General features: G+C 69.6%; 17 protein-coding genes. 11 read left to right on the forward strand and 6 right to left on the reverse strand.

Features of this window, described 5'->3' with window-relative positions; translation table 11 throughout:
* The first annotated feature begins 26 nt into the window (after window positions 1-26).
* The 5 genes from imuA to LRS14_RS30265 all read left to right on the forward strand — a co-directional run bounded on the left by imuA (window position 27) and on the right by LRS14_RS30265 (window position 7,223).
* Window positions 27-758 (forward strand): translesion DNA synthesis-associated protein ImuA, encoded by a 732-nt coding sequence (gene imuA / locus LRS14_RS13145; protein WP_052736266.1) that lies wholly within the window; start codon window positions 27-29, stop codon window positions 756-758.
* Window positions 718-2,271 (forward strand): DNA polymerase Y family protein, encoded by a 1,554-nt coding sequence (locus LRS14_RS13150; protein WP_257799827.1) that lies wholly within the window; start codon window positions 718-720, stop codon window positions 2,269-2,271. Before imuA ends, LRS14_RS13150 begins: the two co-directional genes overlap by 41 nt.
* A gap of 84 nt (window positions 2,272-2,355) precedes the next feature.
* Complete coding sequence (locus LRS14_RS13155; protein WP_257799828.1) at window positions 2,356-5,595, forward strand: error-prone DNA polymerase; 3,240 nt, start codon at window positions 2,356-2,358, stop codon at window positions 5,593-5,595.
* A gap of 87 nt (window positions 5,596-5,682) precedes the next feature.
* Window positions 5,683-6,459 carry a ParA family protein gene (locus LRS14_RS13160; protein ID WP_257799829.1) on the forward strand — a complete coding sequence of 259 codons (777 nt, stop codon included), beginning with the start codon at window positions 5,683-5,685 and terminating at the stop codon, window positions 6,457-6,459.
* Window positions 6,456-7,223, forward strand: coding sequence for a GNAT family N-acetyltransferase (locus tag LRS14_RS30265; RefSeq protein ID WP_257799830.1), 768 nt, complete (start codon window positions 6,456-6,458; stop codon window positions 7,221-7,223). Before LRS14_RS13160 ends, LRS14_RS30265 begins: the two co-directional genes overlap by 4 nt.
* A 309-nt stretch (window positions 7,224-7,532) precedes the next feature.
* On the opposite strand, the gene argC is transcribed toward LRS14_RS30265, so the two are convergent.
* Window positions 7,533-8,474, reverse strand: a complete 942-nt coding sequence (gene argC / locus LRS14_RS13170; RefSeq protein WP_257799831.1) for an N-acetyl-gamma-glutamyl-phosphate reductase — start codon at window positions 8,472-8,474, stop codon at window positions 7,533-7,535.
* A gap of 48 nt (window positions 8,475-8,522) precedes the next feature.
* On the opposite strand from argC, the gene LRS14_RS13175 reads away from it, so the two are divergent.
* The 5 genes from LRS14_RS13175 (at window position 8,523) to LRS14_RS13195 (ending at window position 15,313) form a co-directional block, all read left to right on the forward strand.
* On the forward strand, window positions 8,523-9,104 hold the full coding sequence (locus LRS14_RS13175; protein WP_046113148.1) for an alpha/beta hydrolase: 582 nt from the start codon (window positions 8,523-8,525) through the stop codon (window positions 9,102-9,104).
* Between the two features lie 14 nt (window positions 9,105-9,118).
* Window positions 9,119-10,045 carry a ParB/RepB/Spo0J family partition protein gene (locus tag LRS14_RS13180; protein WP_046112958.1) on the forward strand — a complete coding sequence of 309 codons (927 nt, stop codon included), beginning with the start codon at window positions 9,119-9,121 and terminating at the stop codon, window positions 10,043-10,045.
* Between the two features lie 413 nt (window positions 10,046-10,458).
* A complete protein-coding gene (locus LRS14_RS13185) occupies window positions 10,459-12,381 on the forward strand; it encodes a PrkA family serine protein kinase (protein WP_046113147.1) in 1,923 nt (640 codons plus the stop codon).
* Between the two features lie 30 nt (window positions 12,382-12,411).
* Window positions 12,412-13,704 carry a YeaH/YhbH family protein gene (locus LRS14_RS13190; RefSeq protein ID WP_046112957.1) on the forward strand — a complete coding sequence of 431 codons (1,293 nt, stop codon included), beginning with the start codon at window positions 12,412-12,414 and terminating at the stop codon, window positions 13,702-13,704.
* 49 nt (window positions 13,705-13,753) lie between these two features.
* Window positions 13,754-15,313 (forward strand): SpoVR family protein, encoded by a 1,560-nt coding sequence (locus LRS14_RS13195; RefSeq protein WP_046112956.1) that lies wholly within the window; start codon window positions 13,754-13,756, stop codon window positions 15,311-15,313.
* A 15-nt stretch (window positions 15,314-15,328) separates the two neighbouring features.
* Here LRS14_RS13195 and LRS14_RS13200 read toward each other — a convergent pair whose 3' ends face one another.
* The 3 genes from LRS14_RS13200 to LRS14_RS13210 are packed head-to-tail and all read right to left on the reverse strand — an operon-like array spanning window position 15,329 to window position 18,811.
* Window positions 15,329-16,540 (reverse strand): nucleotide disphospho-sugar-binding domain-containing protein, encoded by a 1,212-nt coding sequence (locus tag LRS14_RS13200; RefSeq protein ID WP_257799832.1) that lies wholly within the window; start codon window positions 16,538-16,540, stop codon window positions 15,329-15,331.
* Window positions 16,541-16,557: 17 nt separating this feature from the next.
* Window positions 16,558-17,979, reverse strand: a complete 1,422-nt coding sequence (locus tag LRS14_RS13205; protein ID WP_257799833.1) for an FAD-binding oxidoreductase — start codon at window positions 17,977-17,979, stop codon at window positions 16,558-16,560.
* Window positions 17,980-18,034: 55 nt separating this feature from the next.
* On the reverse strand, window positions 18,035-18,811 hold the full coding sequence (locus LRS14_RS13210) for a serine protease (RefSeq protein WP_257799834.1): 777 nt from the start codon (window positions 18,809-18,811) through the stop codon (window positions 18,035-18,037).
* A 70-nt stretch (window positions 18,812-18,881) separates the two neighbouring features.
* On the opposite strand from LRS14_RS13210, the gene LRS14_RS13215 reads away from it, so the two are divergent.
* On the forward strand, window positions 18,882-19,460 hold the full coding sequence (locus LRS14_RS13215; protein ID WP_257799835.1) for a cob(I)yrinic acid a,c-diamide adenosyltransferase: 579 nt from the start codon (window positions 18,882-18,884) through the stop codon (window positions 19,458-19,460).
* 9 nt (window positions 19,461-19,469) lie between these two features.
* Here LRS14_RS13215 and LRS14_RS13220 read toward each other — a convergent pair whose 3' ends face one another.
* Both LRS14_RS13220 and LRS14_RS13225 read right to left on the reverse strand, forming a co-directional pair.
* Window positions 19,470-19,931 carry a hypothetical protein gene (locus LRS14_RS13220; RefSeq protein ID WP_257799836.1) on the reverse strand — a complete coding sequence of 154 codons (462 nt, stop codon included), beginning with the start codon at window positions 19,929-19,931 and terminating at the stop codon, window positions 19,470-19,472.
* An 81-nt stretch (window positions 19,932-20,012) separates the two neighbouring features.
* Complete coding sequence (locus tag LRS14_RS13225; protein ID WP_046112951.1) at window positions 20,013-20,951, reverse strand: LysR family transcriptional regulator; 939 nt, start codon at window positions 20,949-20,951, stop codon at window positions 20,013-20,015.
* Window positions 20,952-21,052: the final 101 nt, after the last annotated feature.

Consider the following 21,052-nt stretch of genomic DNA (forward strand, 5'->3'; position numbering starts at 1 on the left):
GTTGTTCCTTGCCTTCGTCTGCCGCCATGTCCTCGCCCTCCACCTCCTTGCAGCCCGCCGGCCGCCGCGGCCTGCCGGCGCTCGATCCCGCGCTGCTGTGGCGTGGGGACGCCATGGCGCAGGCCGGCGGCCACACCGTGCCCAGTGGTTATCCCGCGCTGGATGCGGAGCTGCCCGGTGGCGGCTGGCCGGCGCAGGGCTTGACTGAGCTGCTGCTGGCCCACCCCGGCATTGGTGAACTGCGCCTGCTGGCACCGGTGCTGCGCAGCTTTGGCAACCGGCCGGTGCTGTGGATCGCGCCGCCCGCCACGCCTTACCTGCCCGCCCTGCAGCAGCTGGGCCTGTCGCTGGACGGCCTGGTGTGGCTCACGCCGGCCAGCCTGATCGACGCCGCCTGGGCGGCTGAGCAGGCGCTGCGCTCGCGCGCCTGCGCAGCCGTGCTGTGGTGGTCCGACGCGCCGGCCGGCGTGTGGCGGCGTCTGCACCTGGCCGCACAGGACAGCGGCTGCCCCTTGTGGGCGATGCGGCCGCTGGCCGCGCGCGGCCAGGCATCGGCCGCGCCGCTGCGCCTGGCGGCTGAGGCGGCGGCCGGCGGGCAGCTGGCCGTGCAGGTGTTCAAGCGACGCGGCCCGGCGATGGCGGCCCCTGTGCTGCTCACCTTGCCGTTGGCCGCACCGCTGCTGCGGCGCTCGGTGATGCCTGCTCCGGAGGTGGCCCATGCTGTGGCTGGCGCTGCACCTGCCCTGGTTGCCGCTTGAGGCGCTGGGGCCCGCACCGCGCCCCGCCGATGGCACGCCGCCACCGCCGCGCGCGGTGATCGAGCAGCACCGACTGCGCGTGGTCAATGCCAGCGCGCGGGCGCTCGGGCTGGAGGAGGGCATGAGCACCGCCACCGCGCTGTCCTTGTGCCCCGCGCTGCACGGCCTGCCACGCCAACCGGCGGCCGAGGCCGCCTTCGTCCGGCTGCTGGCCATGGCGCTGTCCTGCTACACGCCGCAGGTGGTGCTGCAACCGGATGCGGTGCTCCTGGAGGTGAGCGGCTCCCTTCGCCTGTTCGGTGGCCTGGCAGGGCTGGGCGGCCGGCTGCGGCGCACGCTGCAGCAGGTGGGGGCGCATGTGCGCATCGGCATGGCGCCCACGGCGGCTGCGGCGGCCTTGCTGGCGCGGGTGCCTGGCGCCGGCGGCCGGCCGGGCCGAGCGCGCACGCTGGACGCGGCGGCGGCGCTGCTGGACGCGCTGCCACTGCCGCCGGTGCTGCAGGCGCTGGAGCTGCCGCCCCGGCTGGGCGAACTGCTGCAAGGCATCGGCTGCCAGCGCCTGGGGCAGGTGCGGGCGCTGCCGCGCACCGGACTGCAGCGCCGCGGCGGTGGCCTGCTGCTGCTGGCGCTGGACCGCGCCTACGGCCACGCGCCCGACCCCCAGGCCTGGTACGAGCCGCCGCAGCAGTTCGAGCTGGGCTGCGAACTGATGCACCGTGCGGACGACGCCGCCATGCTGGTGTTCGCGGCGCAGCGCCTGGTGCAGCCGCTGGCCGGGTGGCTGCAGCGCCAGTGGCTGGCGGCTGCACGGTGCACGCTCTGGCTGCTGCATGAAGGCGCCGGTCGCCAGGCCCGCCCGCCCACGCCGGTGCGGCTGGCGGTGGGCGATCCCACGCGTGATGCGGCCCAGCTGCTGCTGCTGCTGCGGGAGCGGCTGCAGCGCACCGAGCTGCCGGCCCCGGTCTATGGCCTGCGGCTGCAGCTTGACGAAGCGGTGGCGTTGGCCGGGCACGAGGGCCGGCTGGCGCTGGTTTCCGGCGCCGGCGCCGGCACTGAGGAGGCCGACCCGCAGGCCTTCCGCGCGCTGGTGGACCGGTTGACCGCCCGCCTGGGTGCCGAGCAGGTGCGCAAGCTGGCACCGTGCGACGACCACCGGCCGGAGCGTGCCTTCCAGCCCGTGCCGGCTCAGGCAACGGCCACCGTTGCCGCCGTGCCGTCCGGCAGTCCGGCGCCGGCTGCCCTGTGCACCCGTCCGGCCTGGCTGCTGCCGCAGCCGCTGCCCCTGGCCGAACATGCCGGCCGGCCGGTGCATGGCGGGCCGCTGCTGCTGCGCACCCGGGCCGAGCGCATCGAAAGCGGCTGGTTCGACGATGAACTGGTCTGTCGCGACTACCACGTGGCCGAGGGCAGCGACCACCGGCTGCGCTGGGTGTTCCGGCAGCGCCGCATGGGTGACGCCGACACGGCCGGCGAGCCGGCCGCGCACTGGTTCCTGCACGGACTGTTCGGCTGAGCCGCCCATGCATGCCACCCACCAGGCCGCCCGCACGGGCCCGGCAGGCCCCGCCCACCCCGCGCCCGGCGCGGGGCGACGGCCATGACCGCGTCGGTCCTGCCCTGGAGCGGCGGTGCCGTTCCCGGCTATGCCGAGCTGCACTGCCGTTCGAACTTCAGCTTCCTCACCGGGGCGTCGCATCCCGGTGAACTGGTGGCCCGTGCCGCGCAACTGGGTTATGCGGCGCTGGCCCTCACCGACGAATGCTCGGTGGCGGGCGTGGTGCGCGCGCACGAGGAACTGCGCCGGCAACACACCGAAGGCGGCAGCGCGCTCAAGCTCATCATCGGCAGCCAGTTCCAGCTGGCAGGCGAGGGCGACACACCCGGCTGCCGCCTGGTGCTGCTGGCGCACGACCGCGAAGGGTATGGCGATCTGTGCGAGCTGATCACGCTGGGCCGGCTGCGCACCACCAAGGGCAGCTACCACCTCAGCGTGCGTGACCTGCAGCCGCCCGCGCCGGGCGGCACGACCGTGACCAACGACCATCCACCACGCTTCCTGCGCGGCCTGCAGCGCCTGCCCGACTGCACCGCGCTGCTGCTGCCCGACCGCGCCGACCCGCCCGAGCGCCTGCTGGCCCAGGCGCACTGGTTGCGCCGGAACTTCCAGCATGCGGCCATCGCGGTGGAACTGCTGATGCATGCCGACGACGGCGTGCTGGCCGAGCGCCTGCAAGCCGTGGCCGCGGCCACCGGCCTGCCGCTGGCCGCGGCGGGCGATGTGCTGATGCATGTGCGCTCGCGCAAGCCCTTGCAGGACACGCTCACCGCCATCCGCCTGAAGAAGCCGGTGGCCGACTGCGGCTTCGCGCTGGCGCGCAATGCCGAGCAGCACCTGCGCTCCCGCCTGCGGCTGGCGCAGCTCTACCGGCCCGAATGGCTGGCCACCACGCTGGAAATCGCCGCACGCTGCACCTTCCGGCTCGATTCGCTGCGCTACGAATACCCGGCCGAGATCGTGCCGCGGGGCATGACGCCCATCGACCACCTGCGGGCACTGACGCTGCAGGGCCTGGCCGACCGTTACGGCCGCGACACCCCGCCCGGCGTGGGCGAACAGGTGGAGCGCGAGCTGCTGCTGGTGGAGGAGCTGCGCTACGAGGCCTTCTTCCTCACCGTGCACGACGTGGTGCGCTTTGCGCGCAGCCGCGGCATCCTGTGCCAGGGCCGGGGATCAGCGGCCAACTCGGCCGTCTGTTATGCACTCGGCATCACCGAGGTCGATCCCACCAAGACCACGCTGCTCTTCGAGCGCTTCATCTCGCGCGAGCGCAATGAGCCGCCGGACATCGACGTCGACTTTGAGCACGAGCGGCGCGAGGAGGTCATCCAGTACATCTACAACAAGTACGGCAGCGAGCGCACCGCGCTGGCCGCGGCGTTGTCCACCTACCGCACCCGCGGCTCGGTGCGCGACGTGGGCAAGGCACTGGGCATCGATGCGGCGCAGGTGGACGCGCTGGCGCGCTCCTTCCAGTGGTTCGACGACAGGAGCCGCATGGCCGCCTCGGTGGCCGAGGCCGGGCTGCAGATGGACTCGCCGGTCACCCGCCGCTGGATCGAGCTGGTGGACACGCTGCGCGGCTTTCCGCGGCACCTGTCGCAGCACACCGGCGGCTTCGTCATCGCACGCGACAAGCTCTCGCGGCTGGTGCCGATCGAGAACGCGGCAATGGCCGACCGCCGCGTCATCCAGTGGGACAAGGACGACCTCGAATCGCTGGGCCTGCTGAAGGTGGACGTGCTGGCGCTGGGCATGCTCACCGCGCTGCGGCGCTCGCTCGACCTGCTGGGTGCCTGGCAGGGCCGGCGCTGGCGGCTGCAGGACATCCCCCAGGACTGCACCACCACTTACGACATGATCTGCCGCGCCGACACCGTGGGCGTCTTCCAGATCGAAAGCCGCGCCCAGCAGAGCATGCTGCCGCGGCTGAAACCGCAGTGCCTGTACGACCTGGTGATCGAGGTGGCCATCGTGCGCCCCGGGCCCATCCAGGGCGGCATGGTGCACCCCTACCTGCAGCGGCGCGAGGAACGGGCCGCCGGCCGGCTGTCGCCGTCGAAGTACCCGGCACTCGACGAAGCCCTGGGCCGCACCCTGGGCGTGCCCATCTTCCAGGAGCAGGTGATGCAGATCTGCATGATCGCCGCCGGCTTTACGCCCGGCGAGGCCGACCAGCTGCGCCGCGCGATGGCCGCCTGGCGGCGCGATGGCCATGTCGACCAGTTCCAGCAGCGCATCGTCGAAGGCATGACCCAGCGCGGCTACGACGCCGAGTTCGCCGAGGCCATCTTCAAGCAGATCTGCGGCTTCGGCGAATACGGCTTCCCGGAGAGCCATGCCTTCAGCTTCGCCATCCTGGCGTACTTCAGCTGCTGGCTGAAGTGCCACCACCCGGCCATCTTCCTGGCCGCGATGCTCAACTCGCAGCCGATGGGCTTCTACCCGCCCTCGCAGCTGGTGCAGGACGCGCGCCGGCACGACGTGGAAGTGCGTCCTGTGGACGTGCAGCACAGCGGCTGGGACGCCTCGCTGGAAGCACGCAGCGACGGCGGCCCGGCCCCCGCCGTGCGGCTGGGCCTGCGGCTGGTGGCATCGCTGCCCGAGGCCGCGGCCGCGCGCATCGCGCAGGCCCGCGCGCAGCAGCCCTTCGCCGACGTCGACGACCTGGCGCGCCGCGCCGGCCTCGATGCACGGGCGCTGCAGGCCCTGGCCCGGGCCGACGCATTGCGCGGGCTGGCCGGCCACCGCCGCCAGCAGCTGTGGACCGCCGCCGCGCTGGAGCCCGCGCGGGCGCTGCTGGCCGAAGCCCCGGTGCGCGAGGCCGCGCACGAGCAGCCGCAGCTGCCGCTGGCGCCCGAAGGCGAGGACATCCTGCTCGACTATGCGGCCACCGGCCTCACGCTGCGTCGGCATCCGGTGGCGCTGCTGCGCGGCCGCCTGCAGGGCCGTGGATGGCTCAGCGCCGAGGAGCTGGGCCGGCTGCGTGGCGGCGCGCGCACCTGGGCCTGCGGCATCGTCACCATGCGGCAGCAGCCGGACACCGCCAACGGCACCGTCTTCGTCACGCTGGAGGACGAGACCGGCACGGTCAACGTCATCGTGTGGAAGCGCCTGCGCGAGCAGCAGCGCAATGCATTGCTGCGCTCCCGGCTGCTGGCGGTGGCGGGGCAATGGCAGGTGTCGGAGGAGGGCGTGCGCCATCTGGTGGCGCGCCGGCTGCTGGATGTGTCGCCCTGGCTGGGCGCGCTCAGCACCTCCTCGCGCGACTTCCACTGAAGCCGGCGGCGGGCGCGCCGCAGTTACCATCGCCCGTCGCATCCGCGCCCTCCATCCCTTGCCGTCACCTTCACGCCACGCCGCCCGATGACCTGCCGCATCTTCTGCATCGCCAACCAGAAAGGCGGCGTCGGCAAGACCACCACCACCGTGAACCTGGCGGCCGGCCTGGCGCTGGTGGGCCAGCGTGTGCTGGTGGTGGACCTGGATCCGCAGGGCAACGCGACGATGGGCTCGGGCATCGACAAGCGGGCGCTGCCCGCCAGCGTGTACGACGTGCTATTGGAGAGCAGCACCGTGGCCGAAGCCCGGCAGCGCAGCGAAAAAGGCGGCTATGACGTGCTGGCCGCCAACCGCGAGCTGGCCGGCGCCGAGGTGGAGCTGGTGGCGCTGGAGCAGCGCAACCTGCGGCTGCGCCAGGCGCTCAAGCCGGTGCAGGCCGACTACGACTTCGTGCTGATCGACTGCCCGCCATCGCTCAGCCTGCTCACGCTGAACGGCCTGTGCAGCGCCCACGGCGTGCTGGTGCCCATGCAGTGCGAGTACTTCGCGCTGGAAGGCCTGAGCGACCTGGTCAACACCATCAAGCAGGTGCATGCCAACCTCAACCGCGAGCTGCAGGTCATCGGCCTGCTGCGCGTGATGTTCGACCCGCGCATCACGCTGCAGCAGCAGGTGAGCGACCAGCTCAAGGCGCATTTTGGCGACAAGGTGTTCGACACCGTCATCCCGCGCAACGTGCGGCTGGCCGAGGCGCCCAGCTACGGCCAGGCCGGCGTGGTGTTCGATCCGCAGTCCAAGGGTGCGCAGGCTTATGTGGCGTTTGCGCGTGAGCTCGTAGAACGGGTGGCCAAGCTCAAGTGAGCCAGACGACGCTGCTCTCGCGCATCGAGGACGCCGGGCTCAATGCCAGCGCGCCGCCGCAGCAGCGCTGGATGGACGGCTGGCTGGTGCGCTATTCGCCAGGCAAGGCCAAGCGGGCGCGCTGCATCAACGCCGTGGCCGAAGGCAAGCTGCCGCTGGCCGACAAGCTGCGGCTGGCGCAGGCGCTGTTCGACGAAGCCGGCCTGCCGATGGTGATCCGCATCACGCCCTTCACGCAGCCGGCCACGCTGGATGCCGAACTGCAGGCCATGGGCCTGGCCAGCCTGGATGACACCCGCGTGATGGCCTGCCCCGAGCTCACCGCAATGCGGCCGTTGCCGCTGCCGGCCGGCACCCGCTGGCAACCGATGGACGCCCATGCCTTCGCCGAAGCCGTGGGCGGCCTGCGCGGCTCGCCGCCGCTGCAACGCCATGCGCATGCCGAGCGGCTGCGCCTGTCGCCGGTGCCGTTCCAGGCTTTCGGCATCGTGCGCGAGGACGACGATGCCTTGCTGGCCTGCGGCCAGTTCGCTCGCGAGGCCGATCTGGTCGGCCTGTACGACGTGTTCACCGCGCCCGAGCACCGCGGCCGCGGCCTGGCCGCCTGCCTGTGTTCATACCTGCTGGTGCAGGCCCGGGCCGAAGGCGCCCGCACGGGCTACCTGCAGGTGGAAGGCGACAACACCGCCGCCCGCCGCGTGTACCACCGGCTGGGCTTCAGCGACGGCTACAGCTACCACTACCGCGTTACCGCGCAAGGCTGACGCGGACCGCCCGGCGGGTGGTGCCGTGTACTCACGGCACCGGGTGCTCCATTCCCGGCCGCCGCCGGGCCGCCCCAAGGCGGCCGGGCAACCCGCCCGGCGGGTGGTGCCGTGTACTCACGGCACCGGGTGCTCCATCCCCGGCCGCCGCCGGGCCGCCCCAAGGCGGCCGGGCAACCCGCCCGGCGGGTGGTGCCGTGCACTCACGGCACCGGGTGCTCCATTCCCGGCCGCCGCCGGGCCGCCCTAAGGCGGCCGGGCAACCCGCCCGGCGGGTGGTGCCGTGTACTCACGGCACCGGGTGCCCCATCACAGCCCCAGGCCTTCGTCCAGGCCCAGGTGCACGTTCATGCACTGCACCGCCGCGCCGCTGGCGCCCTTGCCCAGGTTGTCCAGCCGGGCGATCAGCACCGCCTGCGTGTCATGCGCGAACACGAACAGCTCGACGTTGTTGGTGTCGTTGGTGGCCTGCACGTCGAAGAAGCCGGCTTCCAGCGTGGCCGCATCGCGCAGCGGCATCACCTTCACGAAGCGTTCGCCTTCGTAGTGCGCTTCCAGTGCCGCCTGCAGCCGTGCCGCGTCGGTGCCGGGCGCCAGCTGCTCGAAGTGCAGCGGCAGGCTCACCGCCAGGCCCTTGTAGAAGTTGCCGACGATGGGCAGGAACACCGGCTTCGTCGTCAGGCCCGTGTGGGTCATCATCTCCGGGATGTGCTTGTGCGCCAGCGTCAGGCCATAAGGCCGCGGCGACAGCAGCTTGTCGTCGCCGCCGGCCTGGTACTGCTCGATCATCTTCTTGCCGCCACCGGAGTAACCGGTGATGGAGGTGGCCGACAGCGGCAGCCCGGCCGGCACGAGGCCCGCATCCACCAGCGGGCGCACCAGCAGGATGAAGGCGCTGGCGTGACAGCCCGGGTTGGCGATGCGCTTGCTTTGGCGCAGTTTGTCGCGCTGCCCGCGCGACAGCTCCGGCAGGCCGAAGGCCCAGCTGGGGTCGATGCGGTGGGCGGTGCTGGCATCGATCAGGCAGGTGTCCGGGTTGGTCACCATCGCCGCCGCTTCGCGCGCCGCCGCATCGGGCAGGCACAGGAAGGCCACGTCGGCCGCATTCAGCAGGCGCGCGCGCTCGGCCGGGTCCTTGCGCTTGTCGGGGTCGATGCGCAGCAGCTCCACGTCGCTGCGCTGCGCGAGGTACTCATGGATGCGCAGGCCGGTGGTGCCCTCCTGCCCATCTACATAAACCTGATATGCCATCGCCTGACCCTCACGCACAATCGAAAACGACAAGGATAAGGCATGGACATGACGCAGGATTTTCGTGTACTGCTGCTTCCCGGATGGGAGAACTCAGGCCCCGACCACTGGCAGAGCCGCTGGGAAACACGGCATGGCTTCCAGCGGGTGGAGCAGGACGACTGGCTGTGGCCCAAGCGCGGCGACTGGATGGCCCGGCTGGAGGAGGTGCTGCTGCAGTCGGACCAGCCCGCGGTGCTGGTGGCGCACAGCCTGGGTTGCCAGCTGGTGGCCGCCTGGGCCGCCCACAGCCGCCACACCCAGCGGGTGGCCGGCGCGCTGCTGGTGGCGCCACCCGACGTGGAGCGTGACGACATGCCGCCCAACCTCTATTCCTGGCGGCCCATCGTGCGCCAGCCGCTGCCGTTCCCGGCGCTGGTGGTCTACAGCGAGGACGACCCCTTCTGCCAGCTGCGGGCGGTGCGCACCATGGTGAACGACTGGGATGCACAGTCCATCTCGGTGGGCGAGGCAGGGCACATCAATGGTGCGTCGGGGCTGGGTGAATGGCCGGACGGCATGTCGCTGCTGCGCGGGCTGATGGCCACGGCACGGCCGGCCGGCGCCGACCCGGCCCGCGCCAGCGCGTAGCTGACAATCCCCGCATGGTCACGAAAAAGCAAAAGGGGCTCGGCCTCGGGTTGGAGGCCTTGCTCGGCCCTCGGGTGAGCGACGCACCGGCTGCGGCCGATGGCGGCCCGCGCACGCTCAAGCTCACGCAGCTGCGCCCCGGCAAGTACCAGCCGCGCACGCGGATGGACGAGGGCTCGCTGTACGAGCTGGCCGAGAGCATCAAGTCGCAGGGCGTGATGCAGCCCATCCTCGTGCGCCCGCTGGCCGCCGAGGACGGCGGCGAGGGCGGGGCGCTACCGCAGTACGAGATCATCGCCGGCGAACGCCGCTCGCGCGCCGCGCGGCTGGCCGGGCTGGACGACGTGCCGGTGCTGGTCAAGGAGGTGCCGGACGAGGCCGCCGCCGTGATGGCGCTGATCGAGAACATCCAGCGCGAAGACCTCAACCCGCTGGAAGAAGCGCAAGGCCTGAAGCGCCTGGTGGACGAGTTCGGGCTCACTCATGAAGGTGCGGCGCAGGCCGTGGGCCGCTCGCGCAGCGCGGCCAGCAACCTGCTGCGGCTGCTGAACCTGGCGCCCCCGGTGCAGCAGATGCTGATGGCCGGCGACCTGGACATGGGCCATGCCCGTGCGCTGCTGCCGCTGGACGCGGCGCAGCAGATCCTCAATGCCAACGAAGTGGTGGCGCGCAAGCTCTCGGTGCGCGAAGCCGAGAAGCTGGTGGCCCGCGTGGCCGGCCAGACCAATGGCCGCCAGAGCCCGCTGCTTCGGGTGAAGAAGGACAAGGCCCGCGACATCGTGCGGCTGGAAGAAGCCCTCGCCGACAAGCTGACCGCAGCGGTCGAGATCCGCGTGCAGCGCACCACCTCGCGCGGCCAGCAGGGGGAGATCGCCATCTCGTTCGGCTCGCTGGAAGAGCTCAACGGCCTGCTCGACAAGCTGGGCGTCAGCGATCGCTGAAGGCGGCTGCCAGCCGCCGGTGCATCCACTTTGACCCGCGAAGCCCGACCGCCCCGCATGGGCTGCGGTGCAACCCGCATGCGGCGCCGCGCATTTGGGCGCACAGTGGGCTGCACACGTCAGCCGAAGTGCAGGCCCGCACGTTGTAGGGAACGAAGCACTTTGGTAGGGTGTCTCAGCGGGGCAGGGCACAGAGTTTGCTCAACCCGTGTGGAGTTGACGGGCTTCCGGCCCGCTTCTCTTGGCTTCATGTCTGTCCGGCATAGAGGAAGCTGAACACCAGCGATGCACGTACGCCAGTGACCGGAAAGCTCTGATGGCGCCTGGGCCTGTCCAGCCGGGACTCCATCAGAACTTCCCAGACGACGGTGGGGTTGCGACCCGCCGACGCCTTCCCCACCAAGGAGGTCCGCATGGACGTGATCAGCAGCTTCGCCGCACGATACGAACGCACCCGAGAAGAAGAAATCTCGCTGGAGGACTACCTGGCGGAGTGCAAGCGCAATCCGCTGGCCTACGCCACCGCCGCCGAGCGCATGCTCAAGGCCATCGGTGAGCCGCAAACCGTCGACACGCGCAACGACCCGCGCCTGTCCCGCCTGTTCGCCAACAAGGTGATCAAGGTCTATCCCGCCTTTGCCGAGTTTTACGGCATGGAAGACGCCATCGAACAGGTGGTGTCGTACTTCCGGCATGCCGCGCAGGGCCTGGAAGAGAAGAAGCAGATCCTTTACCTGCTGGGCCCGGTGGGCGGCGGCAAGAGCTCCATCGCCGAGCGGCTGAAGCAGCTGATGCAGGAAGTGCCCTTCTATGCCATCAAGGGTTCGCCGGTGAACGAGTCGCCGCTGGGCCTGTTCGACGCGACGGAGGACGGCCCGATCCTGGAAAAGGAATACGGCATTCCCAAGCGCTACCTGAACCGCATCCTGTCGCCGTGGGCCGTCAAGCGGCTCGAGGAGTTCGGCGGCGACATCCGCAAGTTCAAGGTGGTCAAGCGGCATCCGTCCATCCTCAAGCAGATCGGCGTGGCCAAGACCGAGCCGGGCGACGAGAACAACCAGGACATCTCCAGCCTGGTGGGCAAGGTCGACATCCGCAAGCTCGAGACCTATGCGCAGGACGACCCCGACGCCTACAGCTACAGCGGCGGCCTGTGCCTGGCCAACCAGGGCCTGCTGGAGTTCGTGGAAATGTTCAAGGCGCCGATCAAGGTGCTGCACCCGCTGCTCACGGCCACCCAGGAAGGCAACTTCAAGGGCACCGAAGGCTTCGGCGCGATTCCGTTCGACGGCATCGTGCTGGCCCACAGCAACGAGAGCGAGTGGAAGACCTTCCGCAACAACAAGAACAACGAGGCCTTCCTCGACCGCATCTACATCGTCAAGGTGCCGTACTGCCTGCGTGTGAGCGAAGAGGTCAAGATCTACGAGAAGCTGATCCGCAGCTCCTCGCTGGCCGAGGCCAAGTGCGCCCCCGGCACGCTGAAGATGATGAGCCAGTTCGCGGTGCTCACGCGGCTGAAGGAGCCGGAGAACTCGTCGCTGTTCAGCAAGATGCAGATCTACGACGGCGAGAACCTGAAGGACACCGACCCGCGCGCCAAGAGCTATGCCGAGTACCGCGACTATGCGGGCGTGGACGAAGGCATGAGCGGCATCTCCACCCGCTTCGCGTACAAGATCCTGTCGAAGGTCTTCAACTTCGACAGCACGGAAGTGGCGGCCAACCCGGTGCACCTGATGTACGTGCTGGAGCAGCAGATCGAGCGCGAGCAGTTCCCGGCCGAGATCGAGCAGAAGTACACCGCCTTCATCAAGGAGCACCTGGCCGCGCGCTATGCCGAGTTCATCGGCAAGGAGATCCAGACGGCCTACCTGGAGAGCTACTCCGAGTACGGCCAGAACATCTTCGACCGCTACGTGACCTATGCCGACTACTGGATCCAGGACCACGAGTACCGCGACACCGACACCGGCGAGGTGTTCGACCGCAGTGCGCTGAACGCGGAACTGGAGAAGATCGAGAAGCCGGCCGGCATCGCCAATCCGAAGGACTTCCGCAACGAGATCGTCAACTTCGTGCTGCGGGCGCGGGCCAACAACCAGGGCAAGAACCCGGTGTGGACCAGCTACGAGAAGCTGCGCACGGTGATCGAGAAGAAGATGTTCTCCAACACCGAGGAGCTGCTGCCGGTCATCAGCTTCAACGCCAAGGCCAGTGCCGACGAAGCCAAGAAGCACGAGGACTTCGTGACGCGCATGGTCGACAAGGGCTACACGCCCAAGCAGGTGCGCCTGCTGTGCGAGTGGTACCTGCGCGTGCGCAAGAGCAGCTGATCCCTCGTCGTCACCCAGGAGTCCTGCCACATGCTTCAGCAGATCATCGATCGCCGGTTGTCGGGCAAGAACAAGTCGATCGGCAACCGCGAGCGTTTCCTGCGCCGCTACAAGACGCAGATACGCGACGCGGTGCGCCGCGCGGTCGACCAGCGGGGCATCCGCGACATCGAGCGCAGCGAGGACATCGTCATCCCGAAGAAGGACATCAGCGAACCCGTCTTCGGCCACGGCCAGGGCGGCAAGCGCGAGATGGTGCACCCGGGCAACCAGGACTACCTGCGCGGCGACCGCATCGAGCGGCCCAAGGGAGGTGGCGGTGGCGGCTCGGGCAGTGGCCAGGCCAGCGACCAGGGCGAAGGCACCGACGACTTCGTGTTCACGCTGAGCAAGGAAGAGTTCATGCAGGTCTTCTTCGAAGACCTGGCCTTGCCGCACCTGGTGCGCACGCAGCTGGCCGAGACGCCGGAGTGGAAGAGTCACCGCGCCGGCTTCACCAGCGACGGCACGCCCAACAACCTGCATGTGGTGCGCTCGATGCGCGGCGCCATCGGCCGGCGCATCGCCATCGGCAGTGAATCGCGGCGCGAGCTGCGCGAGCTGGAAGAGCAGCTGCTGCAGATGAAGCTCGATGCCACGCCTGGCGACGCGGTGGCTGCGGCCGCCATCGCCGACGTGGAAGCGCAGATCCTGGAGCTGCGCACGCGGCTGGGCCGCATCCCGTACCTCGATCCGATCGACCTGCGCTTCCGCAACCGGGTGCGCACGCCGGTGCCCAGCAGCAAGGCGGTGATGTTCTGCCTGATGGACGTCTCGGGCTCGATGGACGAATCGCGCAAGGACCTCGCCAAGCGCTTCTTCATCCTGCTGTACCTGTTCCTCACCAAGCACTACGAGAAGATCGACCTCGTCTTCATCCGCCACCACACGCAGGCGCAGGAGGTGGACGAGCACAACTTCTTCCACGCCACCGAGACCGGCGGCACGGTGGTGAGCAGTGCGCTGGTGCTGATGGAAGAGATCATCCGCGCGCGCTACAACCCGACCGAATGGAACATCTACGGCGCGCAGGCCAGCGACGGCGACAACTGGCACCACGACAGCGGCCGCTGCCGCGAGCTGCTGAGCGAGAAGCTGTTGCCCCTGGTGCGCTACTTCGCCTACGTGCAGGTGGCCGAGGAAGAGCAGAACCTGTGGGAGGAATACACGCAGCTGGCGCAGAGCCAGCGGCGCTTCGCGATGCGCAAGGCCACCGACGCCTCGCAGATCTATCCCGTGTTCCGAGACCTGTTCAAGAAGGAAGGCGTGCAGGAAGCGGCCTGATGCCGCGCCTGCCGCAACCTTGCCACCACCGAACGCTGAAGGCATCGACATGAACGCCGTGCTTGCCCCCCGTGCCCCGCTGCGCCAGATGATGCCGCTGGCACAGCGCCCCGCCGAACCGCTGCCCGCGCCCAGCGACTGGTCGTTCGAGCTGATCGACCAGTACCACGACGTGATCCGCCGCACCGCGGAGCGCTACGGGCTGGACACCTACCCGAACCAGCTGGAGATCATCACCGCCGAGCAGATGATGGACGCGTATGCGTCCGTCGGCATGCCGGTGAACTACCGCCACTGGAGCTACGGCAAGGAGTTCATCTCCACCGAGAAGAACTACAAGCGCGGCCACATGGGCCTGGCCTACGAGATCGTCATCAACAGCAATCCCTGCATCAGCTACCTGATGGAGGAGAACACGATGGCGATGCAGGCGCTGGTGATCGCGCATGCGGCCTATGGCCACAACAGCTTCTTCAAGGGCAACTACCTGTTCCGCATGTGGACCGATGCGTCGTCGATCATCGACTACCTGGTCTATGCCAAGAACTACGTGGCCGAGTGCGAGGAGCGCCACGGCCTGGAGAAGGTGGAGGAGTTCATCGACTCCTGCCATGCGCTGGCCAACCATGGCGTCGACCGCTACCGCCGCCCCAGCCGCAAGAGCCTGGCCGAGGAACTGCGCGCCCGCAAGGACCGCGAGGCCTATGCGCAGCAGCAGGTCAACGACCTGTGGCGCACGCTGCCCAAGCGCATCGACAAGCCCGAGGAAGCCGCCGAGCTGCGGCGCTTCCCCGACGAGCCGCAGGAGAACCTGCTGTACTTCATCGAGAAGAACGCGCCGCTGCTGGAGCCCTGGCAGCGCGAGATCGTGCGCATCGTGCGCAAGGTGGCGCAGTACTTCTATCCGCAGCGGCAGACGCAGGTGATGAACGAGGGCTGGGCCACCTTCTGGCACCACAAGCTGCTCAACACCATGTACGACGACGGCTACCTGACCGACGGCGTGATGATCGAGTGGCTGAAGTCGCACACCAACGTGATCTACCAGCCGCCGGTGGGGCACCGGGCCTACAGCGGCATCAACCCCTATGCGCTGGGCTTTGCGATGTACACCGACCTCAAGCGCGTGTGCGAGAAACCGACGGACGAAGACCGCGAGTGGTTCCCCGAGATCGCCGGCAGCGACTGGCTGCCGACGCTGGACCATGCGATGCGCAACTTCAAGGACGAGAGCTTCATCGGCCAGTACCTGAGCCCGAAGCTGATGCGCGAGCTGCGGCTGTTCGCCATCGTCGACGACGAGAAGGACAGCGAACTGGAGGTCTCGGCCATCCATGACGACAACGGCTACAAGCGCGTGCGCGAAGCCCTGTCGCACCAGTACGACCTGGGCTCGCGCGAGCCCAACATCCAGGTGTGGAACGTGAACCTGCGCGGCGACCGCTCGCTGACGCTGCGCCACACGCAGCACAACGACCGGCCGCTGCACGACGGCGCGCAGGAAGTGCTGCGCCACGTGGCCCGCCTGTGGGGCTTCGGCGTGCACCTGGAAAGCACCAACGCCAAGGGCGACGTCACCAAGCGCTGGACGGTGCCGGCACCGACCTGAAGCGCCGGCCGGCGCTCAGCCGGTGGCCAGCTGGATGCAGCGCTGCGCGACCTGCAGCGCCACCTGGCTGGCCGAAGCGCCATGGCGTTGTGCGAAGCCTTGCGCGGCCTGGCGCATCGGGCCCTGGCGCAGGGCCTGGTCCAGCCGGTCGGCCAGCTGGCCGGCCACCTCGCCCTCCAGCAGCAGGCTGCCGGCGCCGGCCGCCTGCACCCGGCGCGCGAACAGCAGCTGCTCGGCATGCATCGGCAACATCACCACCGGCTGGCCCGCCTGCAGCGCGGCGGTGACGGTGCCGCTGCCGGCATGGCACAGCACCGCATCGGCCGTGTAGCCCACCTGCGCCATCGACACCGGCCGGTCGGAAAACACCAGGTGGGGCGAGGCATGCCGCTGCTTCAGCGAGGCGGCCAGGCCGGGCACATACGCCACCGTGGACCAGGGGCCCGCCTGCAGGCAGGCGAGCGCGGCTTCGGTGGCTGCATGTTCCGGCTTCAGGTAGGCCAGCACGCGGCCGAAGTCACCGGCCGGCCAGGGCACGGTATCGCCCTCCGTGGCGCCGGGCAGCGCACCCCAGTAGCGGGTGCCGGGCTCCTCGCTGCGCGCCGGAAAGTGGTCCAGCTCGGGCCAGGTGAGCAGGAAGCGTTCGTCGGCCGCCAGCAGCTCGTGCAGCGCCGCCATGGGCGCCTGGCCCAGCGGCGCCAGCACCTGGTTGCAGGTGGCCAGCGCCCGCTCTTCCGAGGTGTGCACGCGGCGTGGCGCCATCGGCTCCCAGTCGCGGAAGGCCGGCATCGGCTGGCGCCGCAGCGGCATGAAGAAGCCGGTGCCGCACAGCGCCCGGCGCATCGGCAGCCCGCGTGCGGCCAGCAGCGCGGTGGGCGCATGGTCGGCCAGCAGCAGCTGCGGCTGCAGCGACGACAGCAAGCCTCGCCAGGCCAGCACCAGGCCCTGCAGGCGCTGCGCATCCAGGTAGCCGGCGCGGAACAGGAGCTCGGCATAGGTGGCCGGCGGCGGCAGGCCGTTCAGCGTGGGTTGCCACACCGGCGCCTGCCACACCGTCAGCCGCGGATGCGTGGCCAGCGGGCCGAACACCGGCAGCAGGATGGAGAGGTCGCGCAGCGCGCAGTGCACCTCATGGCCGGCGGCCAGCAGCGGCGCCGCGATCTGCGCCAGCGGCGTGGCGTGGCCCAGGCCGCCGCCCAGTTCCCAGGCCAGGAGGAAGCGCGCCATGGCCCGCCGTGGCGCAGCTACAGCGTGAAGATCTTGCCCGGGTTCATGATGTTGCGCGGATCGAGCGCCCGCTTGACGGTGCGCATCATCTCCACCGCGCCGTCCCCGGCCTCGGTCACCAGGAAGCCCATCTTGTGCAGGCCCACGCCGTGTTCTCCGCTGCAGGTGCCTTCCAGGCGCAGCGCACGTTCCACCATCTGCAGGTTCAGCCGCTCGGCGGTCTCGCGTTCCTCGGGCAGGTTGGGGTCGATCAGGTAGGCCAGGTGGAAGTTGCCGTCGCCCACGTGGCCGACGATGAAGTAGGGCAGGCCGGCGCCTTCGGCTTCCTTCACCGATTCATTGATGCTTTCGGCCAGGCGGGAGATGGGCACGCAGGTGTCCGAGGTCACCGCCCGGCAGCCGGGGCGCATCTGCAGCGCGGCCAGGTAGGCATGGTGGCGGGCCGTCCACAGGCGGGTGCGTTCCTCCGGCGTGCGGGCCCACTCGAAGTCCTCGCCGCCGTACTCGCGCGCGATGTCCTGCACCGTGGCGGCCTGCTCGGCCACGCCGGCTTCGCTGCCGTGGAATTCCATCAGCAGCATGGGCGCCTCGCGCAGCGTGAGCTTGTCGTGGCGGTTCACCGCGCGCACCGCGTTCGGGTCCAGCAGCTCGCAGCGGGCAATGGGCACGCCCATCTGGATGATGCTGATGGTGGTCTGCACCGCCGCGTCGATGGTCGGGAAGAAGCAGATGGCCGCGCTCACCGCCTCGGGCAGCGGGTACAGCCGCAGCGTCACCTCGGTCATCACGCCGAGCGTGCCTTCGCTGCCGACGAACAGGCGGGTCAGGTCGTAGCCGGCGCTGCTCTTGCGCGCGCGGGTGCCGGTGCGGATCACCTCGCCGCTGGCGGTGACCACCGTCAGGCCGAGCACGTTCTCGCGCATGGTGCCGTAGCGCACCGCATTCGTGCCGCTGGCGCGGGTGGCGCACATGCCGCCGATGGTGGCGTCGGCGCCCGGGTCGATCGGGAAGAACAGGCCCGTGTCCTTGATCTCGCGGTTGAGCTGCATGCGGGTGACGCCCGCCTGCACCGTGACGGTCAGGTCCTCGGCATTCACGCGCAGCAGCTGGTTCATGCGCGAGAGGTCGATGCTCACGCCGCCCTGCACGGCCAGCAGGTGGCCTTCCAGCGAGGAGCCCACGCCGTAGGGAATGACCGGCACCGCATGCTCATGCGCCAGCTGCACCACGGCGGCCACTTCCTCGGTGCTTTCGCAATACACCACCACCTCGGGCGGCGGCACGTCGATGGGCGACTCGTCGCGGCCGTGCTGCTCGCACACCGCGCGGGCGGTGGAACAGCGCTCGCCGAAGCGGGCCTTCAACGCCGCCACCATGGCCGGCGGAACGGGGCGACGTGCATCCACGTCGAAGAGGATGGGGGACAGCGGGGCGTTCATGGGCCCAGCATAGTGCAGCGCCCCGCCGTGCCGCCAGCGAGGTTTCAGCGGGGTGTCAGCGCGGAAGGCGCAGCAGCTCGGCCACCAGCCGCACCGGCAGCGCGTAGCTGATGCCGGAGGGATCGGTCAGCGCGGTTTCCTTGCTGCCCTTGATGAACACGGAATTGACCACGCCCATGACCTGGCCGCTGTCCGCGTCCAGCACGGGGCCGCCGCTGTTGCCGGGGTAGGCCGTGGCGTCCAGCTGGTAGATGTCGAAACTGCCCTGGCGGATGCGCGAGATGGCGGCTTCGTTCAGCTGCCGTGCATTGGCCACCGGCGCGGCGATGGGCGTGATGGACGAGATCATCCCGCGGTGGCTCACCGGCGTGAACCCGAGTGCACCGCCCAGCGGAAAGCCCATCAGCACCACCGACTGCCCCTCGGTGATGGCCGCGGGCGCGGCCAGCGGCAGCACCGGCAGCGGCGCGCCGTCGATGCGCAGCAGCGCCAGGTCGTGGCCGCGCACCAGCTGCAGCACGCTGGCGCGGCGCAGCTCGGGCGACTGGCCTTCGCGCCGCACCAGCACCGCCACGTGCGCGCCCACCGCGTCGGCCGGCAGCTCGGGCACCACATGCGCATTGGTGACCACCAGCGTGCCGTCGTCCACCGCGAAGCCGGTGCCGCGGAAGGTGAAGCGCGGGTTGTCGGTGGGCCGGAAGCTGCCCACCGCCACCACCGACGGCTTGCTGCGCGCGATCACCTCCACCGCGCCGGCCTGCGCCGGCCCGGCCCACATCGGCAGCGCGGCCCCGCATGCGGCCAGGCCGGCCAGCCAGCTTCTTCGATCCATGGTGTGCATCCTCGTGGGCAGACAACGCCCCGACGGCGAATCTAACTGCTGCGTCGCCTAGCATCCGCCCATGGCAAACCGACTCACACAAATCGCGACCCGCACCGGCGACGACGGCAGCACCGGACTGGGCGACGGCACCCGCGTGGGCAAGGACCACCTGCGCATCCATGCGCTGGGGGACGTGGACGAACTCAACTCGCAGATCGGCGTGCTGCTGGCCGAGCCGCTGCCCGACGACGTGCGCGAGCTGCTGGTGGTCATCCAGCACGAGCTGTTCAACCTGGGCGGCGAGCTGTCCATCCCCGGCTACACACTGTTGAAGGAAGAGGCGGTGCTGCGCCTGGACGAGGCGCTGGCCCACTACAACGCCACGCTGCCGCGGCTGAAGGAGTTCATCCTGCCCGCCGGCACCCGCAGCGCCGCGCTGGCCCATGTGGCCCGCACCGTGGCCCGCCGGGCCGAACGCGTGGTGGTGGCGTTGGCGGCCTCCGATGCCGCGGCCGTGCGGCCCGAGGCGCGGCAGTACCTCAACCGCCTGTCGGACCTGATGTTCGTGCTGGCGCGGGTGCTGAACCGCGCCAACCTGGACGGGCTGGGCGGCGACGACGTGTATTGGAAGAGCGAGCGGTTGGCGCGGGAGGGGTGAGCTCAGCGCTCAGAGGCCAAGTTGTTTGAGGAGCTGTTGCAGGCCCGCTTTGAAGACCGGCGACGTGACATGTGTCATTTCGGCGTCATCCAGCGTCGCGACGAAATCTTCGAACTTGGCGTTCCCGACCTTGAAGTCGGCATACGCAGTAGCGGCCCGCTCGGACAGGCCGAGCGGCTGCAACTTGGCGATGAGTTGCTTGCGAAGCGACTTGCGCGCGGCATGGATCGGCTGGGCCCAGGCCGTGATCCAAGGAACCAGGATCATCGCGGCGCGCAGGCGATGCATCTTTCGCTTGATCTTGCGCTTCTGCTCCGCAGAGAGGGTGGGGGAGGCCTGCACTGTACGAAGGTACTCGTCTGAGAAGACGTTCTGCCACATTGCAGCGCCGCCGCCGCCCAGGCCCGGCGATGAGACGAAGTACGTCCTGAACTGCCTTCCGATCTGGTGGCGCATGTCCTCTTTTGGCATGTAGGGCTCCTGCAGCTTTGGCAAGCCGAACTGCGCTGGCGCGCGGCATGGCGCTGGTATCGCACTCCCTGTCAGCGCCAGTCAACCCAAGTCGATGGCTGCCATGTCGCTCGATGTTCCACCGGCTGGGCCACTGCCCCGCGCCCGCCCCAGCACGAAGTCGATGAACGTCGCCATCGCCCGCGTGTGGTGGCGGTTGGGCATGTACAGCAGGTGCATGTGGGTGCCGAAGATCGACAGCCGCCATTCGTCCAGTGACGTCACGATCTCGCCGCGGTCCACCTCGTCCTGCACCACGTAGTCGGGCACCAGGCCGATGCCCAGGCCGGCCTGCACCGCCTGGCGCAGGAACAAAAAGTTCTCCGAGATGAGCGACGGCTCCAGCAGCACCTCGTGCCGTTCCTCGCGCCAGTAGGCGGCCACGCGCAGCTGGCGGCCGATCACCGCCGCGGTGATCAGCGGCATGGTGCGCAGCTCTTCCAGCCGCTGCGGCAGGCCCTGCGCCTCGGCAAACGCGCGTGAGGCGCAGGCCACGTAGCGCACCGTGCCCATGTCGCGCGCCACCAGGTTCTGCGGCGGCTCCGACAGCACCCGCACCGCCACGTCCACCTCGTCGCGCATCAGGTCTTCCACCCGGTTCTCGAACATCACGTCGAGCACGATGCCGGGGTACTGGCGCTTGAAGTCCAGCAGCCACGGCGACATCACCAGTTGCCCGTAGCCGCTGGGCACCGACAACCGCACCCGGCCCTGCAGCGTCTGGCCCAGCGTGGTGATCGACTCCCTGGCGGCCGTCAGCTCGTTCTGGATGCGCAGGCCATGCTCGTACAGCTTCAGCCCGATCTCGGTGGGCTCGACGCGGCGGGTGGTGCGCCGCACCAGCTGCTGGCCGATGGAGCGCTCCAGCTGGTTCAGGTGGTAGCTGATGTTGGCCCGGCTCATCTTCAGCCGGCGGGCGGCTTCGCTCAGGTTGCCGGCGTCCAGGATCTGCACCAGCAAGGTGAGGGCGTTGACGTCCATCAGGCGAGGTTCCGTGCTGGTTGTCAAAAATGGCTTGACAGTATGTCAACGGCTTGAGCCATTGTCAAGAAACTATCGACGTCCAACAATGCCTGCACACC

The organism is Aquincola sp. J276, assembly GCF_024700035.1.
Lineage (GTDB): Bacteria > Pseudomonadota > Gammaproteobacteria > Burkholderiales > Burkholderiaceae_C > Aquincola > Aquincola tertiaricarbonis.

Excerpts from the sequence above, each read along its gene's own strand:
- imuA (WP_052736266.1), top strand. The coding sequence starts at position 27 with ATGTCCTCGCCCTCCACCTCCTTGCAGCCCGCCGGCCGCCGCGGCCTG.
- LRS14_RS13150 (WP_257799827.1), top strand. The coding sequence starts at position 718 with ATGCTGTGGCTGGCGCTGCACCTGCCCTGGTTGCCGCTTGAGGCGCTG.
- LRS14_RS13155 (WP_257799828.1), top strand. The coding sequence starts at position 2,356 with ATGACCGCGTCGGTCCTGCCCTGGAGCGGCGGTGCCGTTCCCGGCTAT.
- LRS14_RS13160 (WP_257799829.1), top strand. The coding sequence starts at position 5,683 with ATGACCTGCCGCATCTTCTGCATCGCCAACCAGAAAGGCGGCGTCGGC.
- argC (WP_257799831.1), bottom strand. The coding sequence starts at position 8,474 with ATGGCATATCAGGTTTATGTAGATGGGCAGGAGGGCACCACCGGCCTG.
- LRS14_RS13175 (WP_046113148.1), top strand. The coding sequence starts at position 8,523 with ATGACGCAGGATTTTCGTGTACTGCTGCTTCCCGGATGGGAGAACTCA.
- LRS14_RS13180 (WP_046112958.1), top strand. The coding sequence starts at position 9,119 with ATGGTCACGAAAAAGCAAAAGGGGCTCGGCCTCGGGTTGGAGGCCTTG.
- LRS14_RS13185 (WP_046113147.1), top strand. The coding sequence starts at position 10,459 with ATGGACGTGATCAGCAGCTTCGCCGCACGATACGAACGCACCCGAGAA.
- LRS14_RS13190 (WP_046112957.1), top strand. The coding sequence starts at position 12,412 with ATGCTTCAGCAGATCATCGATCGCCGGTTGTCGGGCAAGAACAAGTCG.
- LRS14_RS13195 (WP_046112956.1), top strand. The coding sequence starts at position 13,754 with ATGAACGCCGTGCTTGCCCCCCGTGCCCCGCTGCGCCAGATGATGCCG.
- LRS14_RS13200 (WP_257799832.1), bottom strand. The coding sequence starts at position 16,540 with ATGGCGCGCTTCCTCCTGGCCTGGGAACTGGGCGGCGGCCTGGGCCAC.
- LRS14_RS13205 (WP_257799833.1), bottom strand. The coding sequence starts at position 17,979 with ATGAACGCCCCGCTGTCCCCCATCCTCTTCGACGTGGATGCACGTCGC.
- LRS14_RS13210 (WP_257799834.1), bottom strand. The coding sequence starts at position 18,811 with ATGGATCGAAGAAGCTGGCTGGCCGGCCTGGCCGCATGCGGGGCCGCG.
- LRS14_RS13215 (WP_257799835.1), top strand. The coding sequence starts at position 18,882 with ATGGCAAACCGACTCACACAAATCGCGACCCGCACCGGCGACGACGGC.
- LRS14_RS13220 (WP_257799836.1), bottom strand. The coding sequence starts at position 19,931 with ATGCCAAAAGAGGACATGCGCCACCAGATCGGAAGGCAGTTCAGGACG.
- LRS14_RS13225 (WP_046112951.1), bottom strand. The coding sequence starts at position 20,951 with ATGGACGTCAACGCCCTCACCTTGCTGGTGCAGATCCTGGACGCCGGC.